The following is a 23,737-nucleotide window of genomic DNA, read 5'->3' as shown; positions in this document are numbered from 1 at the left end:
GTTTTCCTCTTTTTTGAGGCTATTAAGTCTCAATAATTTTATTACATTTGAGGCATTAACTTTTTTTTAACTACATGATTACACACATAGAGGGAAAGCTTGTTGAGAAGAATCCAACAGATGTAGTTATTGATTGTAATGGAATGGGATATATGATTAATATTTCATTGCACACATTTGGTCAAATTCCCGATAGAGAACATCTCAAATTATATACACATCTTCAGGTAAAAGAAGATAGCCATACCTTGTTTGGTTTTTCCTCAAAAACTGAGCGAGAAATATTCAGACTATTACTTTCTGTAAGTGGTATTGGAGCAAGTACTGCACGTACAATGTTATCTTCTCTAAGCCCAGATCAAGTAAAAGAGGCTATAGCTTCGGGTGATGTTGCAACTATTCAGTCTGTAAAAGGAATTGGTGCAAAAACAGCTCAGCGTGTAATCCTTGATTTAAAAGATAAAGTGTTAAAGGTTTATGGAATTGATGAAGTTTCCTTAAGTCAAAGCAATACTAACAAAAGTGAAGCGTTATCTGCATTAGAAGTTTTAGGATTTAACAAAAAACAGTCCGAAAAAGTTATTGAAAAACTTTTGTCACAACAACCAGATGCAAATGTTGAAACATTAATCAAAGACGCCCTAAAAAATTTATAACCCTTTTGAATACAACCAACGCTAATAATTCCTTCAGTTTAGTCAAATTAAAATATGGCCTATTACTCATAGGCTTTTTATGTTTTGGTATTTCTGTAGCGCAAACTAACTCTGCTGCACAAGATTCTACAAAAACTACATTTACATTTGGAGACATTAAGTTACCAAAAATTGGTAGTATTCAATCTAAGTATACATACGATCCGCTTTTAAACAGGTATGTTTATAACGAGAAAATCGGAGAATTCGATGTAAATTATCCTTTGATTTTAACTCCTGCACAATTTCAGAAATTAGTACAACGAGAAAAGCTTAATGCGTATTACAAAGAAAAAATAGACGCTGCTTCTGGACAAAAAGAAGGCAGTGAAGACGCACAGAAAAATCTACTTCCAGATTTTTATGTCGATTCAGAATTTTTTGAAACTATTTTTGGAGGTGATAAGATTTCTGTAATACCTCAAGGTTCTGTAGATGTCGATTTAGGAATTTTATTTTCACAACAGGACAATCCAACATTTACACCTCGCAACCGAAGTAATTTCACATTCGATTTTGATCAGCGTATAAGCATGAGTTTAACAGGTACAGTCGGTACTAGACTTCAGGTTAATGCACAATATGATACAGAACGAACTTTTGATTTCCAGAATTTAGTAAAGCTAGAATATACCCCAACGGAAGATGATATTATTCAAAAGATAGAGGTTGGTAATGTCAACATGCCACTTAATAGTACTTTAATTACTGGTGCGCAAAGTTTATTTGGGGTTAAGACGGAATTACAGTTTGGAAAAACTAGAGTTACAGCTGTGTTCTCTGAACAACAATCAGAATCTCGTTCAGTAACCGCTCAAGGCGGTGGAACATTGGAAGAATTTGAATTCTTTGCCAGAGACTACGATGAGAACCGTCACTTCTTTTTGGCACAATATTTTGAGCAGAATTATGATAGGGCTATGCTTACGTATCCTTATTTGAGCACACAAGTACAAGTAACTCGTATTGAAGTTTGGGTAACTAACAGAAATAATCAAACTCAGAATGTACGTAATATTGTTGCTCTGCAGGATTTGGGTGAGGTAAGAATTGAAGACATTGGATTAGATAATCCGCCGCCAGGTTTTACTAATTTTAATTCAACCGGTAATAATCCACAAGGGTTTCCTGATAACCCAAACAATAATTTTGACCCTACTAATATCGGTGGACCTGATTCCGAACTTAATGATAATGTAAGAGATATTACGAATGTGCAAAGTGGTATCAATATCCCAGTAAACGAAGGTTTTGATTATGGTATTTTAGAAAGTGCACGTAAACTTATCCAAGGACAAGATTACCAGTTAAACACTCAGTTAGGATACATTTCTTTGAATCAACGTTTGTTAAATGACGAAGTTTTAGCTGTTGCGTTTCAATATACTGTTGGAGGACAAGTATTTCAAGTAGGTGAATTTGCAAATGATGGTGTAAATGCTACTGACGTTACTGTAAATCCTGGTAATGGAAACCAAGTTGTAAATAATCAAAGCTTAGTTCTTAAAATGCTAAAGAGTGCAGTAACAGCAGTCGAAGAACCTATCTGGAATTTAATGATGAAAAACATCTACGACACCGGTGCTTTTCAATTATCACAAGAGGACTTTAGATTAAATATATTTTATACTGAAGCTTCACCTTTAAATTATATTACACCGACTGAAGTCAATGGAGTTACAGTTCCTTTTCCGCAATTATATGATAACAATACAAATGTAACTGCAGATGATACTGAGATTGAAGAAACCCCACTTATTCGATTATTTCATTTAGATAGGTTAAATTTTAACGGTGACCCACAAGAAGGCGGAGATGGTTTTTTTGATTTTGTAAATGGTCAAACTGTACTAGTCCAAAACGGTAAAATCATCTTTACAAAAGTACAGCCTTTTGGAGAGTATTTGTTCGATGTTTTATCAGACCCAAATGATTTGACCGAAGATTATAATAATGATGCGACGTATAATCCAAATCAAGAAAAGTACGTATATGATTTACTTTATAAATCAACTAAAACACAAGCTTTAGACGACTCAGAAAAGAATAAGTTTCAAATAAAAGGAAGATTCAAAAGTAGTGGAGGAAATGGTGGAATACCAATTCCTTTTAATGCTGCTCGAGGTTCTGTAAGAGTTACTGCAAATGGACAATTATTAGTCGAAGGTGTTGATTATACAGTGAATTACGCAGCAGGTCGTGTGGAAATTCTAGATGAATCACTTAAGGCATCAAATACACCAATCAGCGTAGATGTAGAAAACAATGCATTATTCGGACAACAAACAAGACGTTTTACAGGTATTAATGTAGAGCATCAGTTTAATGAGAATTTCTTGTTAGGAGGAACACTTTTAAACTTAAATGAACGTCCTATAACACAAAAAGCAAATTTTGACTCCGAGCCAATCAATAATACCATTTTTGGTATAAACGGTAATTTCGCCACCGAAGTACCATTTTTCACACGTTTAGTTAATAAGTTACCAAATATAGATACTGATGTAGTTTCTAACTTTTCAGTCAGAGGTGAGTTTGCATATCTAGCACCTGGTGCACCAAAAGGAACTGATTTTGATGGAGAAGCTACAGCATATATTGATGATTTTGAGGGTACACAAGGTAATATAGATTTACTATCACCTTTCGCGTGGAATTTATCAAGTAGACCTTTAAATCTTGGTCGTGTATACTCTCAAGGAAATGAAGATGCTTTAGGAATTCAAAATGGTTTTGACCGTGCACTTTTAAACTGGTACACAATAGACCCTATCTTTTACGGTACTCAACGCCCTAGCGGAATTACAGACGAGGATGTTTCTGATTTGTATACAAGACGTGTTTTTATTAGAGAAATTTTTCCTGAGATTGATTTAGTCCAAGGACAACAGGCAGTTGTAAATACGTTAGATTTAGTATATTATCCAACAGATCGTGGACCTTATAATTTTGATCCTTCGGCAGCAAATAATCAAGCACTTAACCCTAATGATAGTTGGGCAGGTATTACAAGACAAATTACATCCACAGATTTTGAACAAGCTAATGTAGAATACATAGAATTTTGGGTACAAGATCCCTTTTTAGATAATCCAACAGGTCAAGGTGGAAAGTTAACAATTAACCTTGGTAATATTTCTGAAGATGTCCTTAAAGATGGTAAAAAACAATTTGAAAATGGTTTACCAGAAGATGGAAATATTGATTTCTTACAGAATATAAACTTACAAACACCATATGCAGTTCCGCAAAATCAATCACTGATTTATACATTTGGGACAACAGGAGAGCAGCGTGTTAATCAAGATGTTGGGTATGATGGTTATGACGATGTCGAGGAACAAGATATTGTTGCTTTTATGTCTCAGCAAACTGGCACTGCTTTAGATTTTGGACCTGATCCATCTTTGGATAACTATACATATTTCTTAAATACAGATGGTGATATTTTTGAACGTTACAGAAATTATAATGGTTTTGAAGGGAATACACCTGATGAATTTTCTCAAACTAATAGAGGTAATACAACACAACCCGATGTTGAGGATATTAACAGAGATAATACCATGAATACCATTAACAGCTATTTCGAGTACGAAGTAGATGTTACACCAGCAACATTAAATGCTAATAATCCACAGATTAATGATGTCAAGGTAGCTCCTGTAACCTTACCAAATGGAACAACAAGAGATGTTACTTGGTATCAATTTAGATTACCAATCTCAGAACCAACAAGAGCTGTTGGCGGTATTACAGATATTCGTTCTGTACGTTTTGCACGTTTGTATTTGACTGATTTCACAGAAAATACGGTAATGCGTTTTGCGACTTTAGATTTAGTACGTAGTGATTGGAGACGTTTTACCCAAGATCTGGATAATAATACCTTAAACAATAGTGCTAACGCAGAATTTAATGTGGCCATTATTGGTATTCAACAAAATGATGGAAATTACGTTATTCCACCAGGTGTAAGACGTGAAGAATTAAATAATAACAATAATGTTATTCGCCAGAATGAGCAGTCTTTGGTTTTAGAAGCTTGTGATTTAGAAGACACAGACTCTAGAGGTGTATTTAAAAATATTAGCTTGGATATGCGTCAATACAAGAAATTACGTATGTTCTTGCATGCCCAAGGCCAGGAAAATCAAGCCTTAGATGATGGCGAATTAGTGGCGTTTATTAGATTGGGTAATGATTTTACAGACAACTTTTATCAGGTAGAAATTCCATTAATCAATAGTGATTTAATTGCAAATGGAGCTACATCTTTAGAACGACGTATCTGGCCAGAAGAGAATGAAATTAATATTCCTTTAGAATTACTTCAAGAAATAAAGTCTAGAGGTATTTCTGCGCAAACATTAGCAAATCAAGACCCAACATATTACGACGTTATTGATAACCAATTAAGTGCGGCACCCGTAGCAGAATTTCCAGCTGGAGGAATTGCAAATAAGCGTGTTGCTATAAAAGGTAATCCTAATTTTGGTAATGTAAGAGTTTTAATGGTAGGTCTTAAACACTCTGGACTAAACAGAACACCTGTTTGTGGAGAGGTTTGGTTTAATGAGCTTCGTATGTCTGATTTAGAAAATGAAGGTGGTTGGGCTGCTGTAATGTCAATGGATACTAACTTTGCAGATTTTGCAACAGTAAGTGCTTCAGGAAAGAGAAGTACAATAGGTTTCGGTGGATTAGAGCAAAACCCTAACGAAAGAAGTCGTGAAGATGTTATTGGATTTGATGTAGTAACAAATGTTAAGTTAGGACAATTATTACCAAACAAATGGGGTATTAATTTACCATTGAGTTATACACATAGTGAAGAGTTAATTACACCACAGTTTGATGCATTTTATAATGATTTAACATTAGAGTCTCGTGTCGAGGCTGCTGCAACTGCCGAAGAAGCCGAACAAATAGAGCGTCAGTCGGAAACGTACACCAAACGTCGTAGTATAAACTTTATAGGTGTAAAAAAGCAGCGCACCAATACCGAAAAACCTAAGCGTTTTTATGATGTCGAAAACTTAACATTTAATTATTCTAATAATAAAATTGAAAGCCGAGATTTTGAAATTGAAAGAGCGCTTCAGCAAAATATTAGAGCAGGTGTTAACTATAATTACGCTTTTAATCCAAAGAAGATTGAGCCTTTCAAGAAGAACGATTCTCTTTTTACTGGTAGATATTGGAAAATTTTAAAAGATTTTAATGTAAATCTATTACCTACTAACTTTTCAATCAATACAGATATTAATAGAGATTTTAATAGTCAAAAATTCAGAGAAGTTGCACTTGCAGGAAACAATATTGGTATAGAAGAAGTTTTTAGACGTAACTATACTTTCGATTTTCAGTACGCTGTAAATTATAATCTAACAGATGCTTTGAGTGTTAATTTTACAGCAAGTAATAACAATATTGTACGAAACTATTTTATAGATGATCGTATTAATGGGAGACAAGATCCTGAACTAGATATTTGGGATGGTCTCTTTGATGTAGGTGACCCCAATATTCAAAATCAACAGATATTAGTAAACTATGAGTTGCCACTAAACAAGATTCCTATTCTTAGTTTCTTACAATCGACATATACATACAATAGTGATTTTAGATGGCAAAAAGGTTCTGATTTAAATTTAGATTTTCCGTTCGAGAATCCGAATGGAACTTTTACAAATTTCAACTTAGGTAATTCAATTCAGAATTCTAATACGCATACTCTTAATACAACATTAAATATGGAATCGTTGTACAAAGAACTTGGTATTAAAAAAGCAAGCAATACGAGACGTAACACATCATCAAGAAGAAATCCGGATGGTAGTCGATCAAATAATGCCCAAAATTCACCTAAAAAGAAAAGCACTGGAAAAAAGATCGGTAATGCCTTTTTAGACATTATAACAATGGTAAAACGTGTTGGAATTAATTATACTGAAAATAATGGTACCTATTTACCAGGCTATATTAATACACCAGGATTTTTAGGTACCGTAAAGCCAACATTAGGCTTTACATTTGGTAGCCAAAGAGATATTAGACAAACCGTAGCGCGTAATGGTTGGTTAACACTTTTTCCAGAGTTTAACCAGCAGTACACTACAAACACTGATAAACGATTAGATTATACAGCTAATTTGGAACCTTTAAAAGACTTGAAAATTGATTTAATCGGTTCTAGAAATTATCAAGAAAATTTTGCTGAAAACTTTATAGTAGAAGATATAGATGGAGATGGTGAACTAGATTATAATCCATTGACTCCAAATTCATTTGGAAACTTTAATATCTCAACGACATTAATAGGTACGGCATTCGGTAAAAGTGATGCTGACAACTCTGCAGCTTTTGATGCTTTTAGAGCCAACAGATTAGTTGTCGCAAACAGGCTTGCTAGGGATTTCTATGGTAACTCAACTTTTCCAACAGATGCCGAAGGTTTTCCTGTAGGTTTTGGTAAGAATAACCAAAAGGTGTTGTTACCAGCATTTTTATCGGCATATCAAGGGTCAAACCCAGAGAAAGTAAGTCTAGGTGCTTTTAGAGATGTACCAATTCCTAACTGGCAATTAAAATATACAGGATTAATGAAGTTGCCGTGGTTTAGAAAAAACTTTAAACGTTTTTCTTTACAACACGGTTATCGTTCGACTTACAGTATTAACCAGTTTAGAACAAATTTAGATTTTGACCCTCAGAATCCTAGCGAAATAGACCAAGGCGGAAACTTTAAAAACGAGACTTTATTTAGTAGTATTAATCTTGAAGAATCATTTAGTCCATTAATTCGTATCGAGGCAACAATGAAAAACTCTTTACAAGTCACTGCAGAGGTTAGAACAAGTCGTTTGCTATTATTGAGTTTTGATAATAATCTAATGACTGAAGAACAAAGTAAGGAGTATACTTTAGGATTAGGTTATAGAATTAAAAACGTAAGACTTTTCAAGAAACTAGGAGGAAACCGAGGAGGTAATGTTAACAGTGACCTTAACTTATCCCTAGATGCTAACGTTAGAGATAACCTTACTATTATTAGATACTTAGATTTAGAAAACAATCAAATTACAGCAGGACAGACGATTTGGGGAGCGAAACTTAATGCAGAGTATGCGCTAAATAGAAACCTAACAGGTATTTTCTTCTTTGATTATTCGTTCTCAGATTTTGCGATTTCGACATCATTTCCACAAACATCAATTAGATCAGGCTTTACATTAAGATATAATTTCGGAAATTAATTTTGAAAATCATTGTTTAAAAAATTACATTTGTTGAGCTAATAAAACTAAAATAGTACCATGAACATTCCAGCAGAGTTAAAATATACAAAAGACCACGAGTGGGTTAAAGTTGAAGGTGATACAGCAACAGTTGGTATTACTGATTTTGCACAAGGCGAACTTGGAGATATCGTTTACGTAGAAGTCGAAACTCTTGACGAAACATTAGATATAGAAGAAGTTTTTGGTACGGTTGAAGCTGTCAAAACAGTTTCAGACTTGTTTTTACCTCTAAGTGGTGAAATAACAGAATTTAACGAGACCTTAGAGGACGAACCAGAACTGGTTAATTCAGACCCTTATGGTGCTGGTTGGATGATTAAGCTTAAATTTTCTGATGAAAGTCAATTAGATGGTTTAATGTCTGCGGATGATTACAAAGCCCTTATTGGTGCTTAAGAACAGAAAAGTCTGTCTTTTTGTTGCTCTTACTTATACAATAGTTTTATTGTATTTTAGTTTGGGAGATGCAGACGCAGTTCTTCCAGAAACAAATATCAAATTTCAGGATAAGATTTTACATTTTGTAGCCTATCTCGGGCTTTCAGTTTTATGGGGTTATTACGCCTTATTATTCAATACAAAAAATGCAATTCTTTATAGTTTTATTGCGACACTCATCTTCGGAATTATTCTTGAATTAGTTCAAGAAGCAATCAATCCATTGCGTAATTACGACATCTTAGATTTGGTTGCTAATTGTATCGGTGTATTAGTTGGTACAATTGTTGTGGTTTATTACGTTAGAAAACTTAAGTTAAAATCTTAATATCCTTTGTTTTTTTAAGGAATATTTAATTAAATTAGCAACTTACAATTCAAAAAATTATGGAACCTAAAAAGAATCCAAAATCAGACGTCAGTCGTAACAGCTCACTTTTCTTCGCTGTTGGTTTAGTATTAATGTTATTAGTTACAAATTTAGCTATTAACTACAAGAGTTATGATAAAAGTGATATTGCTTTAGATGGTCTTAATCTAGACGATGAGCTAGAAGAGGAAGTACCAATCACAGAACAGATTGTTACACCACCACCACCGCCACCACCGCCGCCAGTTGCTCCAGTAGAAATTGAGGTAGTAGAGGATGAAGAAGAAGTAGAAGAAACTGTAATCGAATCTACAGAAACTGAACAAGATGCAGAAATCGTTGAAGTTGAGGAAGTAGAAGTAGAAGAGGTAGAAGAGGATATTGAAGTACCATTTGCAGTAATTGAAAACGTGCCTGTTTTTCCTGGATGTGAAAGAAAAAAAGGAAACGCTGCTAAGAAAAAATGTATGTCTGAAAAAGTTGCAAAATTTGTAAACAAAAAATTTAATACTGATTTAGCAAGTGATTTAGGTTTATCAGGTAGACAACGTATTAGTGTATTCTTTAAAATTGATAAGACTGGTAGAATTGTAAATGTTGGAGCAAGAGCACCACATCCAGGATTAGAAAAAGAAGCAAAACGTGTTATTGGGTTGTTACCAAAAATGCAACCAGGTAAGCAAAGAGGTAAGGCTGTAACTGTACCTTATTCTTTACCAATACTTTTCCAAGTACAAGACTAAAGAAACATATTTCTAAATATTAAAAATCCCGTTCAAAATTAATTGGACGGGATTTTTGTTTTGGTATGCTATTTGTGACTTTGACATAATATTAACATTTTAATTATCATATATTATGAAAAAACAAAGTCAAAACATCAATAGCGCTGGTCAGAGCGGTATTGAAGTGAGAAAATCTCAAAAGCACGAGGTTAATTTACAAAAAAACTCTACACTTTATTTTCAAATTGGGTTAATCCTGTGTTTACTAGGGACATTTGCCCTTTTTGAAATGGAGTTTGAGAGTAAAACAATTGTAGTCGAGTACGATAAGCCAACAGATCAGGTTATTGAAGTTGCTATGGTCGATGTCAAAGAGTACAAACCAGAAGTTAAAAAGGAAATCAGTAAAGCACCTAGTAAAGAACTCAAAGACACTTTTACCGAAGAAAAGAATGATTTCGATAAAGCTGAAGAAAAAATACTTACTCCAGATGAACCTTTGACTACAGACAAACTTGTTAATCCTGATGCTTTAACAACTATTGAAGAACCAATTGAAGATTTTAATATCATAAATGTCGAGTTCGTACCAATCTTTCCAGGATGCGAAAAGTATGAGTTAAATTCAGAACGCAAGAAATGTCTTAACGAAAAAATGAATCGACTCGTTAAGCGTAAATTTAATTCAGGTATAGCAAGCGAATATGGTCTATCAGGAGTACAACGAATCTACGTAAACTTTAAAGTAGATAAAGCAGGAAACATTACAGATATTCAAACAAGAGCACCACATCCAAAACTAGAAAAAGAAGCTTTAAAGGTGGCAAACAAAATCCCGAAAATGGAACCAGGTAAAATGGGAACAACACCTGTTAATGTTTTGTACACTTTACCAATTACGTTTAAAGTAGAAAATTAATTTCATCCATCATAAATCGAGCAGTAAACCGTTATTGAAAAATAGCGGTTTTTGTTTTTTATGTCCCATTAAAAAAATAGTATCTTTCGATTGTAAATTACGGCATCACACCTATGAAATATATATTCGTTTTAGTTGTTTTTTTATTCAGTTTTAAAGGGTTTTCTCAAACCGAAATCAATTACCAAAAATCACCAGTTTTCCCAGGATGTGAAACAAAACCTTTTGAAGATTTAAAAGAGTGTTTTCGGTTTCAGTTACACAGTTTCATTTTTGAAAAATTTAAAATCCCTGAAAATTTAAAAACTGAAAATTATAAAGGTGAAGTCAAACTTTTATTCGAAGTGGATAAAGAAGGCCAATTTCAAATCATTTTTGTAGATGCGGCATATGAAGAACTAAAAACTGAAACACAACGTGTTTTTAATACACTGCCTAAAGTCTCGCCCGCAATGTATGATGGTAAGCCAACATACGTACAATATTCTACTAAGATTAATATTCCTTTATTAAGTCCATCAGAAATGGATTTAAAAGATGAGGTTACAAAAGAAAAGAAAAAGGAGGTTAAGGATAAAGACCTAAATGCAGTTGTGTCAAACGAAATAGATAGTATTAATAATTCACTAAAACCTTACGATAAAGCCGAATATAGTAGTCAGTTAAATATTCCGTTTACCCATACTTACTATGCGCGTTTCGATAGAAACATGAATGCAATAGGTACCAATGCACATACAGCAGCAAAACCATTTTTGTATGACGATGTTTCTCCATATTATGATTTTAAAGCAGAAAAAGAAAGCTTAGCAAAAAACGCCCAAACTTGGGGTGGACGTAAATTGTGGGACGAGCATTTAGTGCAAGTTCAAAGTAAAAATTACTGGTTTACTATTGACCCAATTTTTGATTTACAAGTTGGTGACGATTCTGAAGGTGGCTCAACTTACAATAATACACGTGGTATTTTTATACAAGCTGGACTTGGTAAGAAATTTAATTTTACAACCTCTTTTTACGAAAGTCAAGGACGATTTGCACAATATTTTAACGAATATGCTGAGAGTTTAAAAGCCTTTGGTCCAGATCCAGCTATAATACCTGGTCGTGGTATAGGAAAACGTTTTAAGGAAGATGGTTATGATTATCCAGTAGCTGAGGCCTATTTATCTTATACGCCAGCTAAGTTTTTAAATGTTCAGTTTGGGTATGGTAACAACTTTATAGGAGATGGCTACCGTTCATTATTTCAAAGTGATGTAGCGAGTCCATCAACATTTTTAAAAACAAATTTAAAATTTTGGAAAATAAAATACACGAGTACTTGGATGTGGAACAAAGATGTACGTGACCAAGTGGTGCTTCCTGATGGGTCTTTTTTAACTAAATATGTAGCTAACCACTATTTAAGTTGGAACGTTTCTAAACGCCTAAACTTAGGTTTTTTCGAATCTGTGGTCTGGTCTAACCAAAATGACCGTGGATTTGAGGCAAGTTATCTCAACCCAGTTATCTTTTTAAGAGCGGCAGAATTTAATTCTGGACAAGATGCTGGTAATGCTATTTTGGGTCTTTCGGCAAAATATAAATGGAATAATAAGGTTAATCTCTACGGACAATTTTTGGTAGATGAATTCTCAATTTCAGATGTCACTGGAGGAGACAAAAGCTGGAAAAATAAATTTGGCTTTCAGCTTGGTGCTAAATATTTTGATGCTTTTGGGATTGATGGCTTATTGTTACAGGCGGAATATAACCAAGTACGTCCATATACTTACTCGCATAATACAGTGGTTTTAAATTACACGCATAACAATCAACCACTCGCACATTTATGGGGCGCAAACTTTAGAGAACTGGTGTTAATAGGTCGCTATAATTACAAGCGTTGGTTTGCAGATGCAAAATTAATTTTTGGTCAACGAGGGTTTAGCTTCAATGATGGTGTAGACAATGCGTATTATGGTGGAAACCTTTTTGGAAACGAAAATGATAGACCTTCGGATACAGGTATTGAGATTGGCCAAGGCAATAAAACGTCTGTTTTTCATGGTGAGTTAATGGCAGGTTATATAATTAACCCAGTGAGTAATCTTAGACTTTTTGCAAATATCAACTACCGTAATTTTGACCCAACAGTAATAACGAATACAACCAGCCGTACCAATACCACTTGGTTTAATTTAGGCATCCGTACAGATTTGTTCAATTGGTATAATGATTTTTAGAAAACATTTGTTATCTCGACAGCGCGAAGTATTCGACTCACCGAGCTTGCCGAAGTGAGCGAGGAGAAATCTTATAGCCTTGAGTGAGATTCTTCATTGAATTCAGAATGACATTCAGGATTTATTGGTCTTTCAAACTCTTATAAAAAGTAGTTCTTATGCGTTCACTATTAATAAAGCCACTACCGTAGCCTAAGTCATCGTAAGTCTTAGTTAAATAAGTATCTGCTTTTACTTCATCTTCTGTTTTACCATCAGCAATAGCTTTACTAATATTTGTTTCTAGAGTTTCAAGCATTTTTAGAAAATCTTGGTATTCTTCTTTATTAGAAACCGTTCCATGACCAGGAATAATTTTTGTGTTTTCGTCAATAACCATCAAGCCACGTTTTGCAGCTTCGATATATCCTTTAACACTTCCACCAGAATTTAAATCTATAAAAGGATAGCGTCCTTTAAAGTAGGTGTCTCCAGTATGCAACACATTACTCCCAGTGAAATATAATAATGCATCGCCATCTGTGTGCGCATTTGCAACATGAAAAACGGCAACAGGTTCATCATTTATAGTTATACTTAATTTGTCATTAAATGTAATTACTGGCAAGGCTTCTTTTGGATTATTACTGCCATCGCGTTTAGGCTTAAGTAACCGTACTTTTACATTATCATGAGCAATAATAGTTGCGCCAGCTTTTGTCATATTTAGGTTTCCGCCAGTATGATCGCCATGCCAATGTGTATTCACCAAAAACTTTAATGGTTTGTCACTTAATTTTTTAATTTCAGCTAAAATCTTTTCAGATAATGGTGCAAATTGGTCATCGATAACAAAAACACCATCTTCACCAACAGAAACTCCAATATTTCCTCCAGCACCAAAAAGTACATAAACATTATCTGATAGTTTTTCAGATTTTATTTCTACACTATCAAACCTAGATTGCGCAAAGCCAATTGAAGTCGTAAATATTAATAATAATGCTAATAATTGTTTCATGTGTTGATTGTTATTGTTGTGTTTAAAGGATAATGAGTCGCTTAAAATTAAACATTCTTACACAAAACGTTTAAGTTTAGTTAATAACTATGCTTTTACGTTGTTCAAAACCAATTTACTAGTTATCTTTGCAATCGCAAATATTCTAAGCATTGAGCACTATAAAATCTACGGTTTCTGTTATGTCTGTATGGACAGATTTTAAGGAAATTACCAAAATGGGATTATCCATTAGTGTAGTTTTTTCTTCGATTGCAGGTTATTTTCTGGGTGCAGAAACTATAAGTTTTACAACCTTATTATTGTTGTGCTTTGGAGGTTATTTCATGGTTGGCGCATCAAATGCTTACAATCAAATTATTGAAAAAGACCTAGATGCTTTAATGGATCGCACTAAAAATAGACCGATACCTGCGGGACGTATGTCTGTAAATTCGGCCTTTATTATTGCTGTTTCATTCACATTAGCAGGTATTGCAACACTTTATATTATCAATCCCAAAACAGCAATGTATGGGGCGATTTCGATATTTATTTATACGTGTATCTATACACCATTAAAAACAAAAACACCAATTGCCGTTTTTGTTGGTGCAATTCCGGGTGCAATTCCGTTTATGCTAGGTTGGGTTGCTGCAAGAAATGGTTTTGGCATTGAACCAGGAACTTTATTTGCCATTCAGTTTTTTTGGCAATTTCCACATTTCTGGGCTATTGGCTGGTTTTTGCATGAAGATTATAAAAAAGGAGGCTTTTTTATGCTACCTACAGGAAAACCAGATAAAGGCACTGCAGCGCAAATAATTATGTATACGATTTGGACTGTAATTGCTTCAATTATTCCTGTTTTTGGATTTACTGGAGAACTAAAATTGTCTATCGTTGGTGCTGTTATTGTATTCTTGCTAGGAATGGTTATGGTATATTATGCGTTTCAACTTTTTAAAATAAGAACACCAAAAGCTGCAAAACAACTGATGCTGTCCAGCGTTTTTTACATAACATTATTACAAATTGTATTTGTAGCTGATAAATTTTTAAGCTAATATGGATTTAACAGAAGGAACATTAAAAGAGAAAGAAGCACGGTCAAAAAAGATGATGCTTTGGTTTGGTATTGGTTCATTAATAATGACGTTTGCTGGGTTAACAAGTGCTTTTATTGTAAGTCGTAAACGTGAAGATTGGCTTAATGATTTTGAATTGCCACAGGCATTTTTAACATCGGTCATCGTTATAGTTGTAAGTAGCATTACTATGATTTTGGCTAAGCGCTCATTGAAGCAAAATAATATTAGCCAAACCTCAGTTTGGTTGGTAATTACATTCATTTTGGGCGTATTTTTTATATACAATCAATTTTCGGGATTTTCTGAATTTGTTGAAAGAGGATTATACTTTACAGGAGCAACTAGTAACGTTACTGTTTCGTTTATTTATGTCATAGCAGTTGTACATATTTTGCATGTTATTGCAGGGCTTATTAGCATAGTCGTTGTAATTATAAATAATCTAAATAAGAAATATGCTTCCGATAATATGTTAGGTCTAGAGTTGGCGGCACATTTTTGGCATTTTATTGATATACTTTGGGTGTGTCTCTTTTTGTTTTTATATTTTTTTAGATACATAATTTGATTATTTTTGTCAAATCTTAAATATTAAATACGTTTTATGGATACTACAGTAGCAAATACTGGTACAGAAGGAAAAACTTGGGGCGGTGGAAATAAACCACTAGGCGCGAGTTACGGAAAATTGATGATGTGGTTTTTCATCGTCTCTGATGCCTTAACATTCTCTGGATTTTTGGCAGCATACGGATTTTCAAGATTTAAGTTTATAAAAGAATGGCCAATCGCCGATGAGGTATTTACTCACGTGCCATTTTTGCATGGTCAAGAATTACCGATGATATACGTGGCATTCATGACATTTATCCTAATAATGTCTTCTGTGACAATGGTGCTAGCGGTAGATGCAGGCCATCATATGAATAAAGCCAAAGTAACAATTTATATGTTCCTTACTATTATTGGAGGTGCTATTTTTGTTGGTTCTCAAGCATGGGAATGGGCAACATTTATTCAAGGAGATTACGGAGCGGTTCAGACTAAAGGAGGAAACATTCTTCAGTTTGGAGAAAATGTAATTGTTGATGGCGAAGACAAATTTAAACGTATATCTATTGATGATTTTGCTGTTACTATGGCTACTGAAAGAGCAGAGCATGAGCGTAAAAACGGCTTGTGGTTTGTAGATGAAGCACCACTTCCAGATTATTCAGTTAATGAAATTTATAAAGGATTAGAGGCTAATCCAAACATTTTGGTTCGTAGTCAGATTATTAATGAGGAAGGCGAAAAAACAGTATTGTCTAGAGAAGAATCTCTAAAACAAATTAAAGAAAATGGACAATTGGTAGTCAAAGGTGCTAATCTCGTTGTTAATGAGTATGGTACATCTCTATTTGCAGATTTCTTTTTCTTTATAACAGGATTTCACGGGTTTCACGTATTCTCGGGTGTTGTAATTAATATTATTATTTTCTTCAATGTTATCTTAGGTACATACGAAAGAAGAGGAAGTTACGAAATGGTTGAAAAAGTTGGATTATACTGGCACTTTGTAGATTTAGTTTGGGTATTTGTATTTACATTCTTCTACCTAGTTTAATTTTTATATAAAGCATAAAATGGCACACGCACATAAATTAGAAATATTCAGAGGACTTTGGAAATTTAAGTCTAACACTCAAAAAATTTGGGGTGTATTAGCGTTTTTAACTTTAGTAACTTTAATAGAAGTAGTATTAGGTATCTATAAGCCAGAAGCTTTGATGCATACCTGGCTAGACCCAATGGAAGGTGGTTTCTTCGCAACGTTATATAACATTATATTATCACCTATTATATACATGAAGCCTTTAAACTTAATCTTCATTGTATTAACAATAGTAAAAGCATACTACATTACGTGGGATTTTATGCACATGCGTGATGAGAAATCTAGTTTACGTCGTATGGTAGTTTGGACAGGTGTTTTCTTAATCTGTTACTTAATATTTATCCTTTTACAAGAAGGTGGTTATGTGTTTGAAGTTTATAATAGCGAAGATGCATTAATCAAACGTGATTTTTAAACTCGTAATGAGTTAATATGATATTAAAAGGTGGTTTTTCTAAACCACCTTTTTTATTTTTGTAATATGAAAAACAACAACCTTAAACGTAACATCGTTCTTAGTGTTTTATTCTTTTTGCCAGTTGCATTTTTATTAATGCTATACCCGGCAAAACATAACTATACGCCACTCGATATTGTAAATGAAAATGTAAATGAAATTGTTGAGTTTTCATCAGATTATGAATCAGAAATAGTTTTAACCAATCATATTACAGTTTTAGGTTTTTTGGGAGAAAATCCATTATCTAATATTACAATGGTTTCCAATTTAAAGGAGCTGGTCTATGACAAGTTTAAAGGATTTAAAAAATTTCAATTGGTATTAGTTGTGCCTAAAGGTTCAGAAACAGAAATTAATACACTGCATAGAGAAATAGCAAAGTACGAGGATTTACGTTTTTGGCATTATATCTATGGTTCAGAAGCAGAAATTAAGTCACTTTACAACAGTCTAAGAATTGAAAATCCTTTAAAAGATAATCTATCTACAGATGATGTATTTATTGTCGATAAAGATTTGAGTCAACGAGGTAGATTAGACACAAGAAGTGAAAAACAAATAGAAGAAAAAAAACCTATAACTACGCTTAGCGCATATAACTGTATAAATGTTTCAGAGTTAAAAAATATGATGAGCGAAGATGTTCGTATACTGTTTACAGAATATCGTCAAAAAAGAAAAGGAAAATTCAACTCAACAAAACGAAGAGCAGACGATTTAAAAAAATAACTTATGGCAAAAAAGACCAATTATTCATATATAGGTATTGCATTTATCATACTAGTCTTCGGAATTATTTTTATTCCTCGAATAATAGATAGAGTCTCTTCAAATGATATTACTAGAGAAGACAATAGAAGTGTGGATGTAACAACCCAACAGATTGAAACGCCCAAAAAGAAAAACCAATCAGACTTGGTTTATATACCTAGCATAGATGGAGGTAATAGAAAAGTACCCGCGTTTAGTTTCACAGACCAAAACGGAAACACAATTACTAATGACGATTATTTAGGTAAAGTGTATTTAGTAGAGTTTTTCTTTACAACATGTCCAACAATTTGCCCAAGAATGAATAGTAATTTGGTACAAATACAAAATCACTTTGCAGACTATCAAAGTAATTTTGGAGTGGCATCATTTACGATAATGCCAGAGACAGATACACCTGAGGTTTTAAAAGCTTATGCAGAAAAATATGTGATAACCAATCCAAATTGGCATTTAATGACAGGAGATGAAGACACTATTTATAAATTAGCTAATGAAGGTTTCTATCTGTATACCGCAAAAGGTGAAGATGCAGCAGGGTTTGAGCATTCGGGCAATTTCGCTTTGATAGATAAGGAAGGTTATATTCGCTCTCGGATGAAATCACCTAATAACCCCTTAATTTATTATAACGGAATTGTTTCAGAAGAAGAAGGTGTTGATGATGAAGGCATACCACAAGAAATAAGTATCCTTAAAGAAGATATAGCAAAGCTTTTAAAAGAATAGTTTAAGACATTTGAAATGACAGAATTAAAGACTCAAAACGAAAAAAAATATAACAAATGGATTGTGGTTTTAGCAATTGTTATTCCGATTGTAGTAGCCATTCTTTCAAGAGTAAAACTTCAAGATTTTGGGATTGAAGTAGCACCGCTATCGTTTTTGCCACCAATCTATGCAACTATAAACGGACTAACAGCTTTGGTGTTGATACTTGCAGTTGTTTCTATAAAAAAAGGAAATCGTAAACGTCACGAAAATTTAATGAAGCTAGCGATATCATTGTCTGTTGCTTTTCTGGTTATGTATGTCGCATACCATATGACTAGCGATAGTACTAAGTTTGGTGGAGAAGGTGTTATTAAGTACATCTATTATTTTATATTATTGACACACATTTTACTGTCTATAATCATTATTCCGTTTGTCTTAATAACATATGTTAGGGCTATTACTAATAACATTGAGCGTCATAAAAAAATAGCAAAAATTACGTTTCCGTTATGGCTTTATGTGGCGGTAACTGGTGTTATTGTTTACTTAATGATATCTCCATATTACATATAATATTGAAAACAAGAACAGTCATATTATCCGTTATTTTCATCTTACTTTTTAGTTTAGATGTAGATGCACAATGCGCTATGTGTCGTGCTGTTTTGGAGAGTGAAGAGGGGCAATCTACGGCACAAGGTATCAATGATGGTATCATTTATTTAATGGCAATTCCATACATTTTAGTTGGTGGAATTGGCTTTACAGTCTACTGGAAATTTTTCAGAACCAAATCCAAAGCGTAAAATCTCGGTTTTTCTGTAACAGTATTGGTATTTAGACGTCTTATAAATATCAATCAAAATGTTAATTCTTAACAAATACTTAGGACAAAGCATTTAAGCTTTTGTTTAATATTGCATGAATTAACCATCTTTATTATGATTCAAATCAAAGATTTGCACAAATCTTACCACATGGGTAACAATTCTCTTCATGTTTTGAAGGGTATAAACTTCGATGTAAAAGAAGGTGAGTTAGTTTCAATTATGGGTTCTTCGGGCTCAGGAAAATCTACTTTACTCAATATTTTAGGCATGCTCGATGAAGCAGATGAAGGAAGTTATACTCTTGATGGTGTGCCGATAAAAAATTTAAATGAGAAGGTTGCTGCAAAATATAGAAACGAATTTTTAGGTTTCATCTTTCAATCTTTTAACCTTATAAACTATAAATCAGCAGTTGATAACGTTGCACTACCAATGTTTTATAGTGGTATGGCTCGAAAAGAACGTGTAGAAAAAGCACATCATTATTTAGAAAAAGTGGGTCTTGCAGATTGGTCACATCATTTGCCAAGCGAGTTATCTGGTGGACAAAAACAGCGTGTGGCGATTGCAAGAGCATTAGCTAGTGAGCCGAAAGTATTATTAGCAGATGAACCAACTGGAGCATTAGATAGTAAAACATCTTACGAGGTTATGGATTTAATACAAGGTATTAATGACGAAGGGAAAACAATTCTGGTTGTTACTCACGAAGATGATATTGCGCAAATGACAAAGCGTATTGTAAACTTGAAAGATGGTTTAATTATAGACGATAGTAAAGTAGAACAAGTTAGGGCACAACAGTATGTTTAACGTAGAGCGCTGGCAAGAAATATTCGAAACTCTTCGGAAAAATAAACTCCGTACTTTTTTAACAGGCTTGTCTGTTGCTTCCGGTATTTTTATTCTAGTAATTTTATTAGGTTTTAGTTCTGGTATTGAGAATGGTGTAACTTCAGAGTTTCAACAAGATGCTACTAATCAGATTAGTATTAACACAAGGAGAACAACAAAAGGATATAAAGGATTAAATCCTGGTCGTCGAATCCAAATGAAAGATGATGATTTTGCACTTATTAATAATAACTATGATGAGTTCTTAGAATATCGAAGTGCTAATTATAGTATTTGGGGAGGTCAAGTCGCTTACAAAAATGAAACAGGTAATTACCGAGTTCAAGGCGTATTGCCAGATAATCAGTTTATTGAAAATGCGGATATCTCTAAAGGAAGATTTGTAAATCAATCTGATATAAATGAAGGCAAAAAAGTAGCTGTGATAGGGAATAAGGTTAGTATGGACTTATTCAAAACTGAAAACCCAATCAATCAATACATTTCAATTTTCGGAATTTCATTCAAAGTAGTAGGTGTATATCGTGATCCTGGTGGTGAGCGGGAAGAAAGTCAAGTATTCCTCCCATTAACTTCATCGCGAAGAGCATTTAATGGAAGCGATAATATTAGAAATATGTCATTTACAGTAAAGATGTCTGACAATTTAGATGAAGCTGTTGCGCTTTCACAAAATATTACTGAAGCTATTGAACGAGATTTAAAAGAAAAACATTTCATTGCTCCTGATGATTTAGCTGCAATAAGAGTTCAAAATACTCTCGAAAATGCTCAAAAGATATATTCCCTTGTAGACACAATAAAAGCGGTATTTTGGTTTATAGGTATCGGAACTATAATAGCAGGAGTTGTAGGAGTAGGAAACATAATGATAATTATTGTCAAAGAGCGAACTAAGGAAATAGGCATTAGAAAAGCTTTAGGCGCAGTACCATCTTCTATAATCGGAATGATTTTGCAAGAAGCTATTTTTGTAACCATGTTCTCGGGTCTATTTGGCTTAGTTGCAGGCTTAGCAGTGTTAGAATTTGTTGGTCCTCAAATTAAAAGTGATTTCATAAAATTCCCACAAGTAGATTTTCCAACAGCAATAACAACAGTTTTTATACTGGTTGCTGCTGGTGCATTTGCAGGATTTTTACCAGCATATCGCGCAGCGAAAATTAAACCTATAGTAGCACTTAGAGACGAATAACATGTTTAACAAAGACCGTTGGGACGAAATATTAGAAGCGTTAAACGCAAATAAAGTCAGAACTTTTTTGACAGCCTTTGGTGTGTTTTGGGGTATCACAATTTTAGTTTTACTCTTAGCACTAACAAACGGTTTACGAAATGGCGTAACGGCAGATTTTGGAAACTTCGCTACTAATTCAATGTTCATGTGGGGACAGCGTACTTCAATTTCATATAAAGGCGTTCCAAAAGGAAAACGATTACAATACAAATTATCAGATGTAGAGGCAATACGTGCCGACATTCCTGAATTAAAATATATATCGCCGCGTAATTCCTTAGGTGGTTATAATGGTGCTAATAATGTTACACGAGGCACAAGAACTGGAGCTTTTCAGATTTATGGAGATTATCCCGAATTTATAAAGCAAAAACCGATGGACATCATTAATGGTCGCTTTATTAGTTATTCCGATATCAATTCTAAACGAAAAGTTTGTGTAATTGGAACTGATGTTGTCAAGGGACTTTATGATAAAGGAGAAGACCCAATGGAGAGCTATATTAAAATCAACGGTGTTAATTTTAAAGTGGTAGGTACTTTTAAAATTACAAATTCTCAAGGAGATTCCGAAGAAGAAGCAAACACTATTTTTATTCCTTTTACGACATTTAATCAGGCATTTAACTATGGCGATCGTGTGGGTTGGATGGCGATTACGGCTTTTGATAATACAAGTATCACCCAGGTGAAAGAACGTGTCTTTGATATTATTAAAGGAAGGAAAAACGTACATCCCAATGATGATCGAGCAATTGGTCACAGAGATTTGGCAGAACAGTTTGGACGGGTTAATGGACTCTTCAATATTTTGGCTATCGTTGGATACTTTGTTGGAGCGTTAGTCTTATTATCTGGAATAATTGGTATTAATAATATCATGCTTATAGTAGTGAAAGAACGAACCAAAGAGATTGGAGTCAGACGTGCTTTAGGTGCAACACCATGGACAATTAAAGGTCAAATTTTACAAGAAAGTTTAATTCTAACAATACTATCTGGTATGGTTGGCGTTGCCTTTGCAGCCCTGGTCATTTGGGGAATGAATTCTGTTTTGGACAGTGTTGGTCCAGTAGAAAATTTTGCAAATCCAAGTGTAAGCATGACTGTAGTCTTTGTTGCACTAACGATATTAGTTCTAGCGGGATTATTAGCAGGCTTAATACCAGCAAATCGCGCAACAAAAATGAAACCAGTAGACGCTTTAAGAATAGAATAAATAATTATCATCAACTATAAAATAAAATGAAAAGAACCACCACAGTAATTGTATTAGTAGTCATCGTTTTAGCATTTGCGGCGTCTCTATATTATTTATGGGATAAAAATCAAGAAAACCCAGTTACCTATACTACACAAACAGCTTCAAAGGAAACTATAATTGTTAATACGGTAGCAACCGGAAGTATAGTTCCAGAAGAAGAAATTTTAATCAAACCGAATATTTCTGGAGTCATAGAGGAGGTATATGTTGAGGCTGGCGAATTTGTAAAACAAGGAGACTTAATAGCAAAGATTAGAGTTATACCAAATGTATCTTCTTTAACTAGTTCAAAAAATAACATTGCATCTAATCGTAATTCGTTACAAACAGCAGAGATTAATTTTAAAACACAAAAGTCACTTTATGACAGACAGAAACAACTATTTGATAAAGGTGTAATCTCTGCAAACGACTTTGATCAGGTTAACAATACATATCTTCAAGCTAAGCAACGTGTAGATCAAGCAAAAATAGATTTACAGCAATCGCGTCAAAACTATGATATTATCAAAACAGGAACCACTTCAGGATTAGGAAATATTGCTCAAACACAAGTAAGAGCAACAGTTTCAGGTATGGTCTTGGATGTGCCTGTAAAAGAAGGAAATCAGGTTATTGAAGCTAATAACTTCAACGAAGGAACATCAATTGCATCTTTGGCTGATATATCTAAGATGATTTTTGAAGGTAAAGTAGATGAAAGTGAAGTTGGTAAAATTAAAGAAGGTCTACCTCTAGAAATTACTGTCGGTGCTATTGAAAACAAAAAGTTTGATGCTGTTTTAGACTACATAGCTCCTAAAGGTATTGCTGAAAATGGTGCAATTCAATTTGAAATTGAAGGATCGCTAAAAGAATTAGACTCGACACAAACATTTATTAGAGCGGGATTAAGTGCTAATGCTTCAATTATTTTAGAAAAAGCAGAAAATGTTTTAGCTATTAAAGAGGCTTTAGTACAGTACGATACAAAAACTAAGAAACCTTTTGTAGAAATCGAAGTTGGAGATCAAGATTATGAAAGAAGAGAAGTCGAGTTAGGGATTAGTAACGGAATCTTTGTAGAAGTCAAAAGCGGTATTTCAGAGACCGATAAAATAAAAGTTTGGAATCAGTTACAAGGACCACCAAAATACGCAGGCAGAAATTAATTCTGTTTTTTGTAACACTTTAACAATTACTTAGACATATAGCATA

Annotated in this window: 20 protein-coding genes; 19 read left to right on the top strand and 1 reads right to left on the bottom strand. The window is 33.7% G+C overall.

Going from position 1 to position 23,737, the window contains the following annotated elements:
• The first annotated feature begins 74 nt into the window (after positions 1–74).
• From ruvA to BTO05_RS07300, 7 genes are all read left to right on the top strand, one after another.
• The gene (gene ruvA, locus BTO05_RS07330; RefSeq protein ID WP_087492034.1) at positions 75–656 is read left to right on the top strand and encodes a Holliday junction branch migration protein RuvA; all 582 of its coding nucleotides are present in this window, start codon (positions 75–77) and stop codon (positions 654–656) included.
• A 5-nt stretch (positions 657–661) separates the two neighbouring features.
• Complete coding sequence (gene sprA, locus BTO05_RS07325) at positions 662–7,954, top strand: cell surface protein SprA (RefSeq protein ID WP_087492033.1); 7,293 nt, start codon at positions 662–664, stop codon at positions 7,952–7,954.
• Between the two features lie 60 nt (positions 7,955–8,014).
• Positions 8,015–8,395, top strand: a complete 381-nt coding sequence (gene gcvH / locus BTO05_RS07320) for a glycine cleavage system protein GcvH (RefSeq protein ID WP_087492032.1) — start codon at positions 8,015–8,017, stop codon at positions 8,393–8,395.
• Entirely contained in the window at positions 8,367–8,765 is a 399-nt protein-coding gene (locus BTO05_RS07315; protein WP_198295209.1) for a VanZ family protein, read from the top strand. Before gcvH ends, BTO05_RS07315 begins: the two co-directional genes overlap by 29 nt.
• 59 nt (positions 8,766–8,824) lie before the next feature.
• Positions 8,825–9,550, top strand: a complete 726-nt coding sequence (locus BTO05_RS07310) for an energy transducer TonB (protein ID WP_087492030.1) — start codon at positions 8,825–8,827, stop codon at positions 9,548–9,550.
• A 115-nt stretch (positions 9,551–9,665) separates the two neighbouring features.
• Positions 9,666–10,451: an energy transducer TonB gene (locus BTO05_RS07305; RefSeq protein WP_087492029.1), complete on the top strand. Its 786-nt coding sequence runs from the start codon at positions 9,666–9,668 to the stop codon at positions 10,449–10,451.
• Positions 10,452–10,564: 113 nt separating this feature from the next.
• A complete protein-coding gene (locus tag BTO05_RS07300; protein WP_087492028.1) occupies positions 10,565–12,679 on the top strand; it encodes an energy transducer TonB in 2,115 nt (704 codons plus the stop codon).
• A 121-nt stretch (positions 12,680–12,800) separates the two neighbouring features.
• On the opposite strand, the gene BTO05_RS07295 is transcribed toward BTO05_RS07300, so the two are convergent.
• The gene (locus tag BTO05_RS07295; RefSeq protein ID WP_087492027.1) at positions 12,801–13,679 is read right to left on the bottom strand and encodes an MBL fold metallo-hydrolase; all 879 of its coding nucleotides are present in this window, start codon (positions 13,677–13,679) and stop codon (positions 12,801–12,803) included.
• Positions 13,680–13,861: 182 nt separating this feature from the next.
• On the opposite strand from BTO05_RS07295, the gene cyoE reads away from it, so the two are divergent.
• From cyoE to BTO05_RS07235, 12 genes are all read left to right on the top strand, one after another.
• A complete protein-coding gene (cyoE, locus tag BTO05_RS07290; RefSeq protein WP_087493307.1) occupies positions 13,862–14,725 on the top strand; it encodes a heme o synthase in 864 nt (287 codons plus the stop codon).
• 1 nt (position 14,726) lies between these two features.
• Positions 14,727–15,317: a heme-copper oxidase subunit III gene (locus BTO05_RS07285; protein WP_087492026.1), complete on the top strand. Its 591-nt coding sequence runs from the start codon at positions 14,727–14,729 to the stop codon at positions 15,315–15,317.
• Between the two features lie 36 nt (positions 15,318–15,353).
• Positions 15,354–16,355: a cytochrome c oxidase subunit 3 gene (locus tag BTO05_RS07280; RefSeq protein WP_087492025.1), complete on the top strand. Its 1,002-nt coding sequence runs from the start codon at positions 15,354–15,356 to the stop codon at positions 16,353–16,355.
• 19 nt (positions 16,356–16,374) lie between these two features.
• The gene (locus BTO05_RS07275) at positions 16,375–16,821 is read left to right on the top strand and encodes a cytochrome C oxidase subunit IV family protein (protein ID WP_087492024.1); all 447 of its coding nucleotides are present in this window, start codon (positions 16,375–16,377) and stop codon (positions 16,819–16,821) included.
• 66 nt (positions 16,822–16,887) lie between these two features.
• Positions 16,888–17,595: a hypothetical protein gene (locus tag BTO05_RS07270; protein WP_087492023.1), complete on the top strand. Its 708-nt coding sequence runs from the start codon at positions 16,888–16,890 to the stop codon at positions 17,593–17,595.
• Between the two features lie 3 nt (positions 17,596–17,598).
• Positions 17,599–18,366 (top strand): SCO family protein, encoded by a 768-nt coding sequence (locus BTO05_RS07265; RefSeq protein ID WP_087492022.1) that lies wholly within the window; start codon positions 17,599–17,601, stop codon positions 18,364–18,366.
• 15 nt (positions 18,367–18,381) lie between these two features.
• Entirely contained in the window at positions 18,382–18,927 is a 546-nt protein-coding gene (locus tag BTO05_RS07260) for a DUF420 domain-containing protein (RefSeq protein WP_087492021.1), read from the top strand.
• A gap of 2 nt (positions 18,928–18,929) precedes the next feature.
• Positions 18,930–19,160, top strand: a complete 231-nt coding sequence (locus tag BTO05_RS07255) for a hypothetical protein (RefSeq protein ID WP_087492020.1) — start codon at positions 18,930–18,932, stop codon at positions 19,158–19,160.
• 135 nt (positions 19,161–19,295) lie between these two features.
• Positions 19,296–19,997, top strand: coding sequence for an ABC transporter ATP-binding protein (locus BTO05_RS07250; protein WP_087492019.1), 702 nt, complete (start codon positions 19,296–19,298; stop codon positions 19,995–19,997).
• A complete protein-coding gene (locus BTO05_RS07245; RefSeq protein ID WP_087492018.1) occupies positions 19,990–21,234 on the top strand; it encodes an ABC transporter permease in 1,245 nt (414 codons plus the stop codon). The genes BTO05_RS07250 and BTO05_RS07245 overlap by 8 nt, the downstream gene beginning before the upstream one ends.
• Before the next feature lies 1 nt (position 21,235).
• On the top strand, positions 21,236–22,495 hold the full coding sequence (locus tag BTO05_RS07240; protein ID WP_087492017.1) for an ABC transporter permease: 1,260 nt from the start codon (positions 21,236–21,238) through the stop codon (positions 22,493–22,495).
• 26 nt (positions 22,496–22,521) lie between these two features.
• Positions 22,522–23,691 (top strand): efflux RND transporter periplasmic adaptor subunit, encoded by a 1,170-nt coding sequence (locus BTO05_RS07235; RefSeq protein ID WP_087492016.1) that lies wholly within the window; start codon positions 22,522–22,524, stop codon positions 23,689–23,691.
• The last annotated feature ends 46 nt before the right edge of the window (positions 23,692–23,737 follow it).

Source organism: Winogradskyella sp. PC-19 (assembly GCF_002163855.1).
GTDB lineage: Bacteria > Bacteroidota > Bacteroidia > Flavobacteriales > Flavobacteriaceae > Winogradskyella.
The sequence above is the reverse complement of the archived record's forward strand: the minus strand, read 5'-3'. Positions and strand labels throughout refer to the sequence as shown.

What these genes read in the sequence shown, in the direction of transcription:
- ruvA (WP_087492034.1), top strand. Translation starts at nt 75, where the DNA reads ATGATTACACACATAGAGGGAAAGCTTGTTGAGAAGAATCCAACAGAT.
- gcvH (WP_087492032.1), top strand. Translation starts at nt 8,015, where the DNA reads ATGAACATTCCAGCAGAGTTAAAATATACAAAAGACCACGAGTGGGTT.
- BTO05_RS07315 (WP_198295209.1), top strand. Translation starts at nt 8,367, where the DNA reads ATGATTACAAAGCCCTTATTGGTGCTTAAGAACAGAAAAGTCTGTCTT.
- BTO05_RS07310 (WP_087492030.1), top strand. Translation starts at nt 8,825, where the DNA reads ATGGAACCTAAAAAGAATCCAAAATCAGACGTCAGTCGTAACAGCTCA.
- BTO05_RS07305 (WP_087492029.1), top strand. Translation starts at nt 9,666, where the DNA reads ATGAAAAAACAAAGTCAAAACATCAATAGCGCTGGTCAGAGCGGTATT.
- BTO05_RS07300 (WP_087492028.1), top strand. Translation starts at nt 10,565, where the DNA reads ATGAAATATATATTCGTTTTAGTTGTTTTTTTATTCAGTTTTAAAGGG.
- BTO05_RS07295 (WP_087492027.1), bottom strand. Translation starts at nt 13,679, where the DNA reads ATGAAACAATTATTAGCATTATTATTAATATTTACGACTTCAATTGGC.
- cyoE (WP_087493307.1), top strand. Translation starts at nt 13,862, where the DNA reads ATGTCTGTATGGACAGATTTTAAGGAAATTACCAAAATGGGATTATCC.
- BTO05_RS07285 (WP_087492026.1), top strand. Translation starts at nt 14,727, where the DNA reads ATGGATTTAACAGAAGGAACATTAAAAGAGAAAGAAGCACGGTCAAAA.
- BTO05_RS07280 (WP_087492025.1), top strand. Translation starts at nt 15,354, where the DNA reads ATGGATACTACAGTAGCAAATACTGGTACAGAAGGAAAAACTTGGGGC.
- BTO05_RS07275 (WP_087492024.1), top strand. Translation starts at nt 16,375, where the DNA reads ATGGCACACGCACATAAATTAGAAATATTCAGAGGACTTTGGAAATTT.
- BTO05_RS07270 (WP_087492023.1), top strand. Translation starts at nt 16,888, where the DNA reads ATGAAAAACAACAACCTTAAACGTAACATCGTTCTTAGTGTTTTATTC.
- BTO05_RS07265 (WP_087492022.1), top strand. Translation starts at nt 17,599, where the DNA reads ATGGCAAAAAAGACCAATTATTCATATATAGGTATTGCATTTATCATA.
- BTO05_RS07260 (WP_087492021.1), top strand. Translation starts at nt 18,382, where the DNA reads ATGACAGAATTAAAGACTCAAAACGAAAAAAAATATAACAAATGGATT.
- BTO05_RS07250 (WP_087492019.1), top strand. Translation starts at nt 19,296, where the DNA reads ATGATTCAAATCAAAGATTTGCACAAATCTTACCACATGGGTAACAAT.
- BTO05_RS07245 (WP_087492018.1), top strand. Translation starts at nt 19,990, where the DNA reads ATGTTTAACGTAGAGCGCTGGCAAGAAATATTCGAAACTCTTCGGAAA.
- BTO05_RS07240 (WP_087492017.1), top strand. Translation starts at nt 21,236, where the DNA reads ATGTTTAACAAAGACCGTTGGGACGAAATATTAGAAGCGTTAAACGCA.
- BTO05_RS07235 (WP_087492016.1), top strand. Translation starts at nt 22,522, where the DNA reads ATGAAAAGAACCACCACAGTAATTGTATTAGTAGTCATCGTTTTAGCA.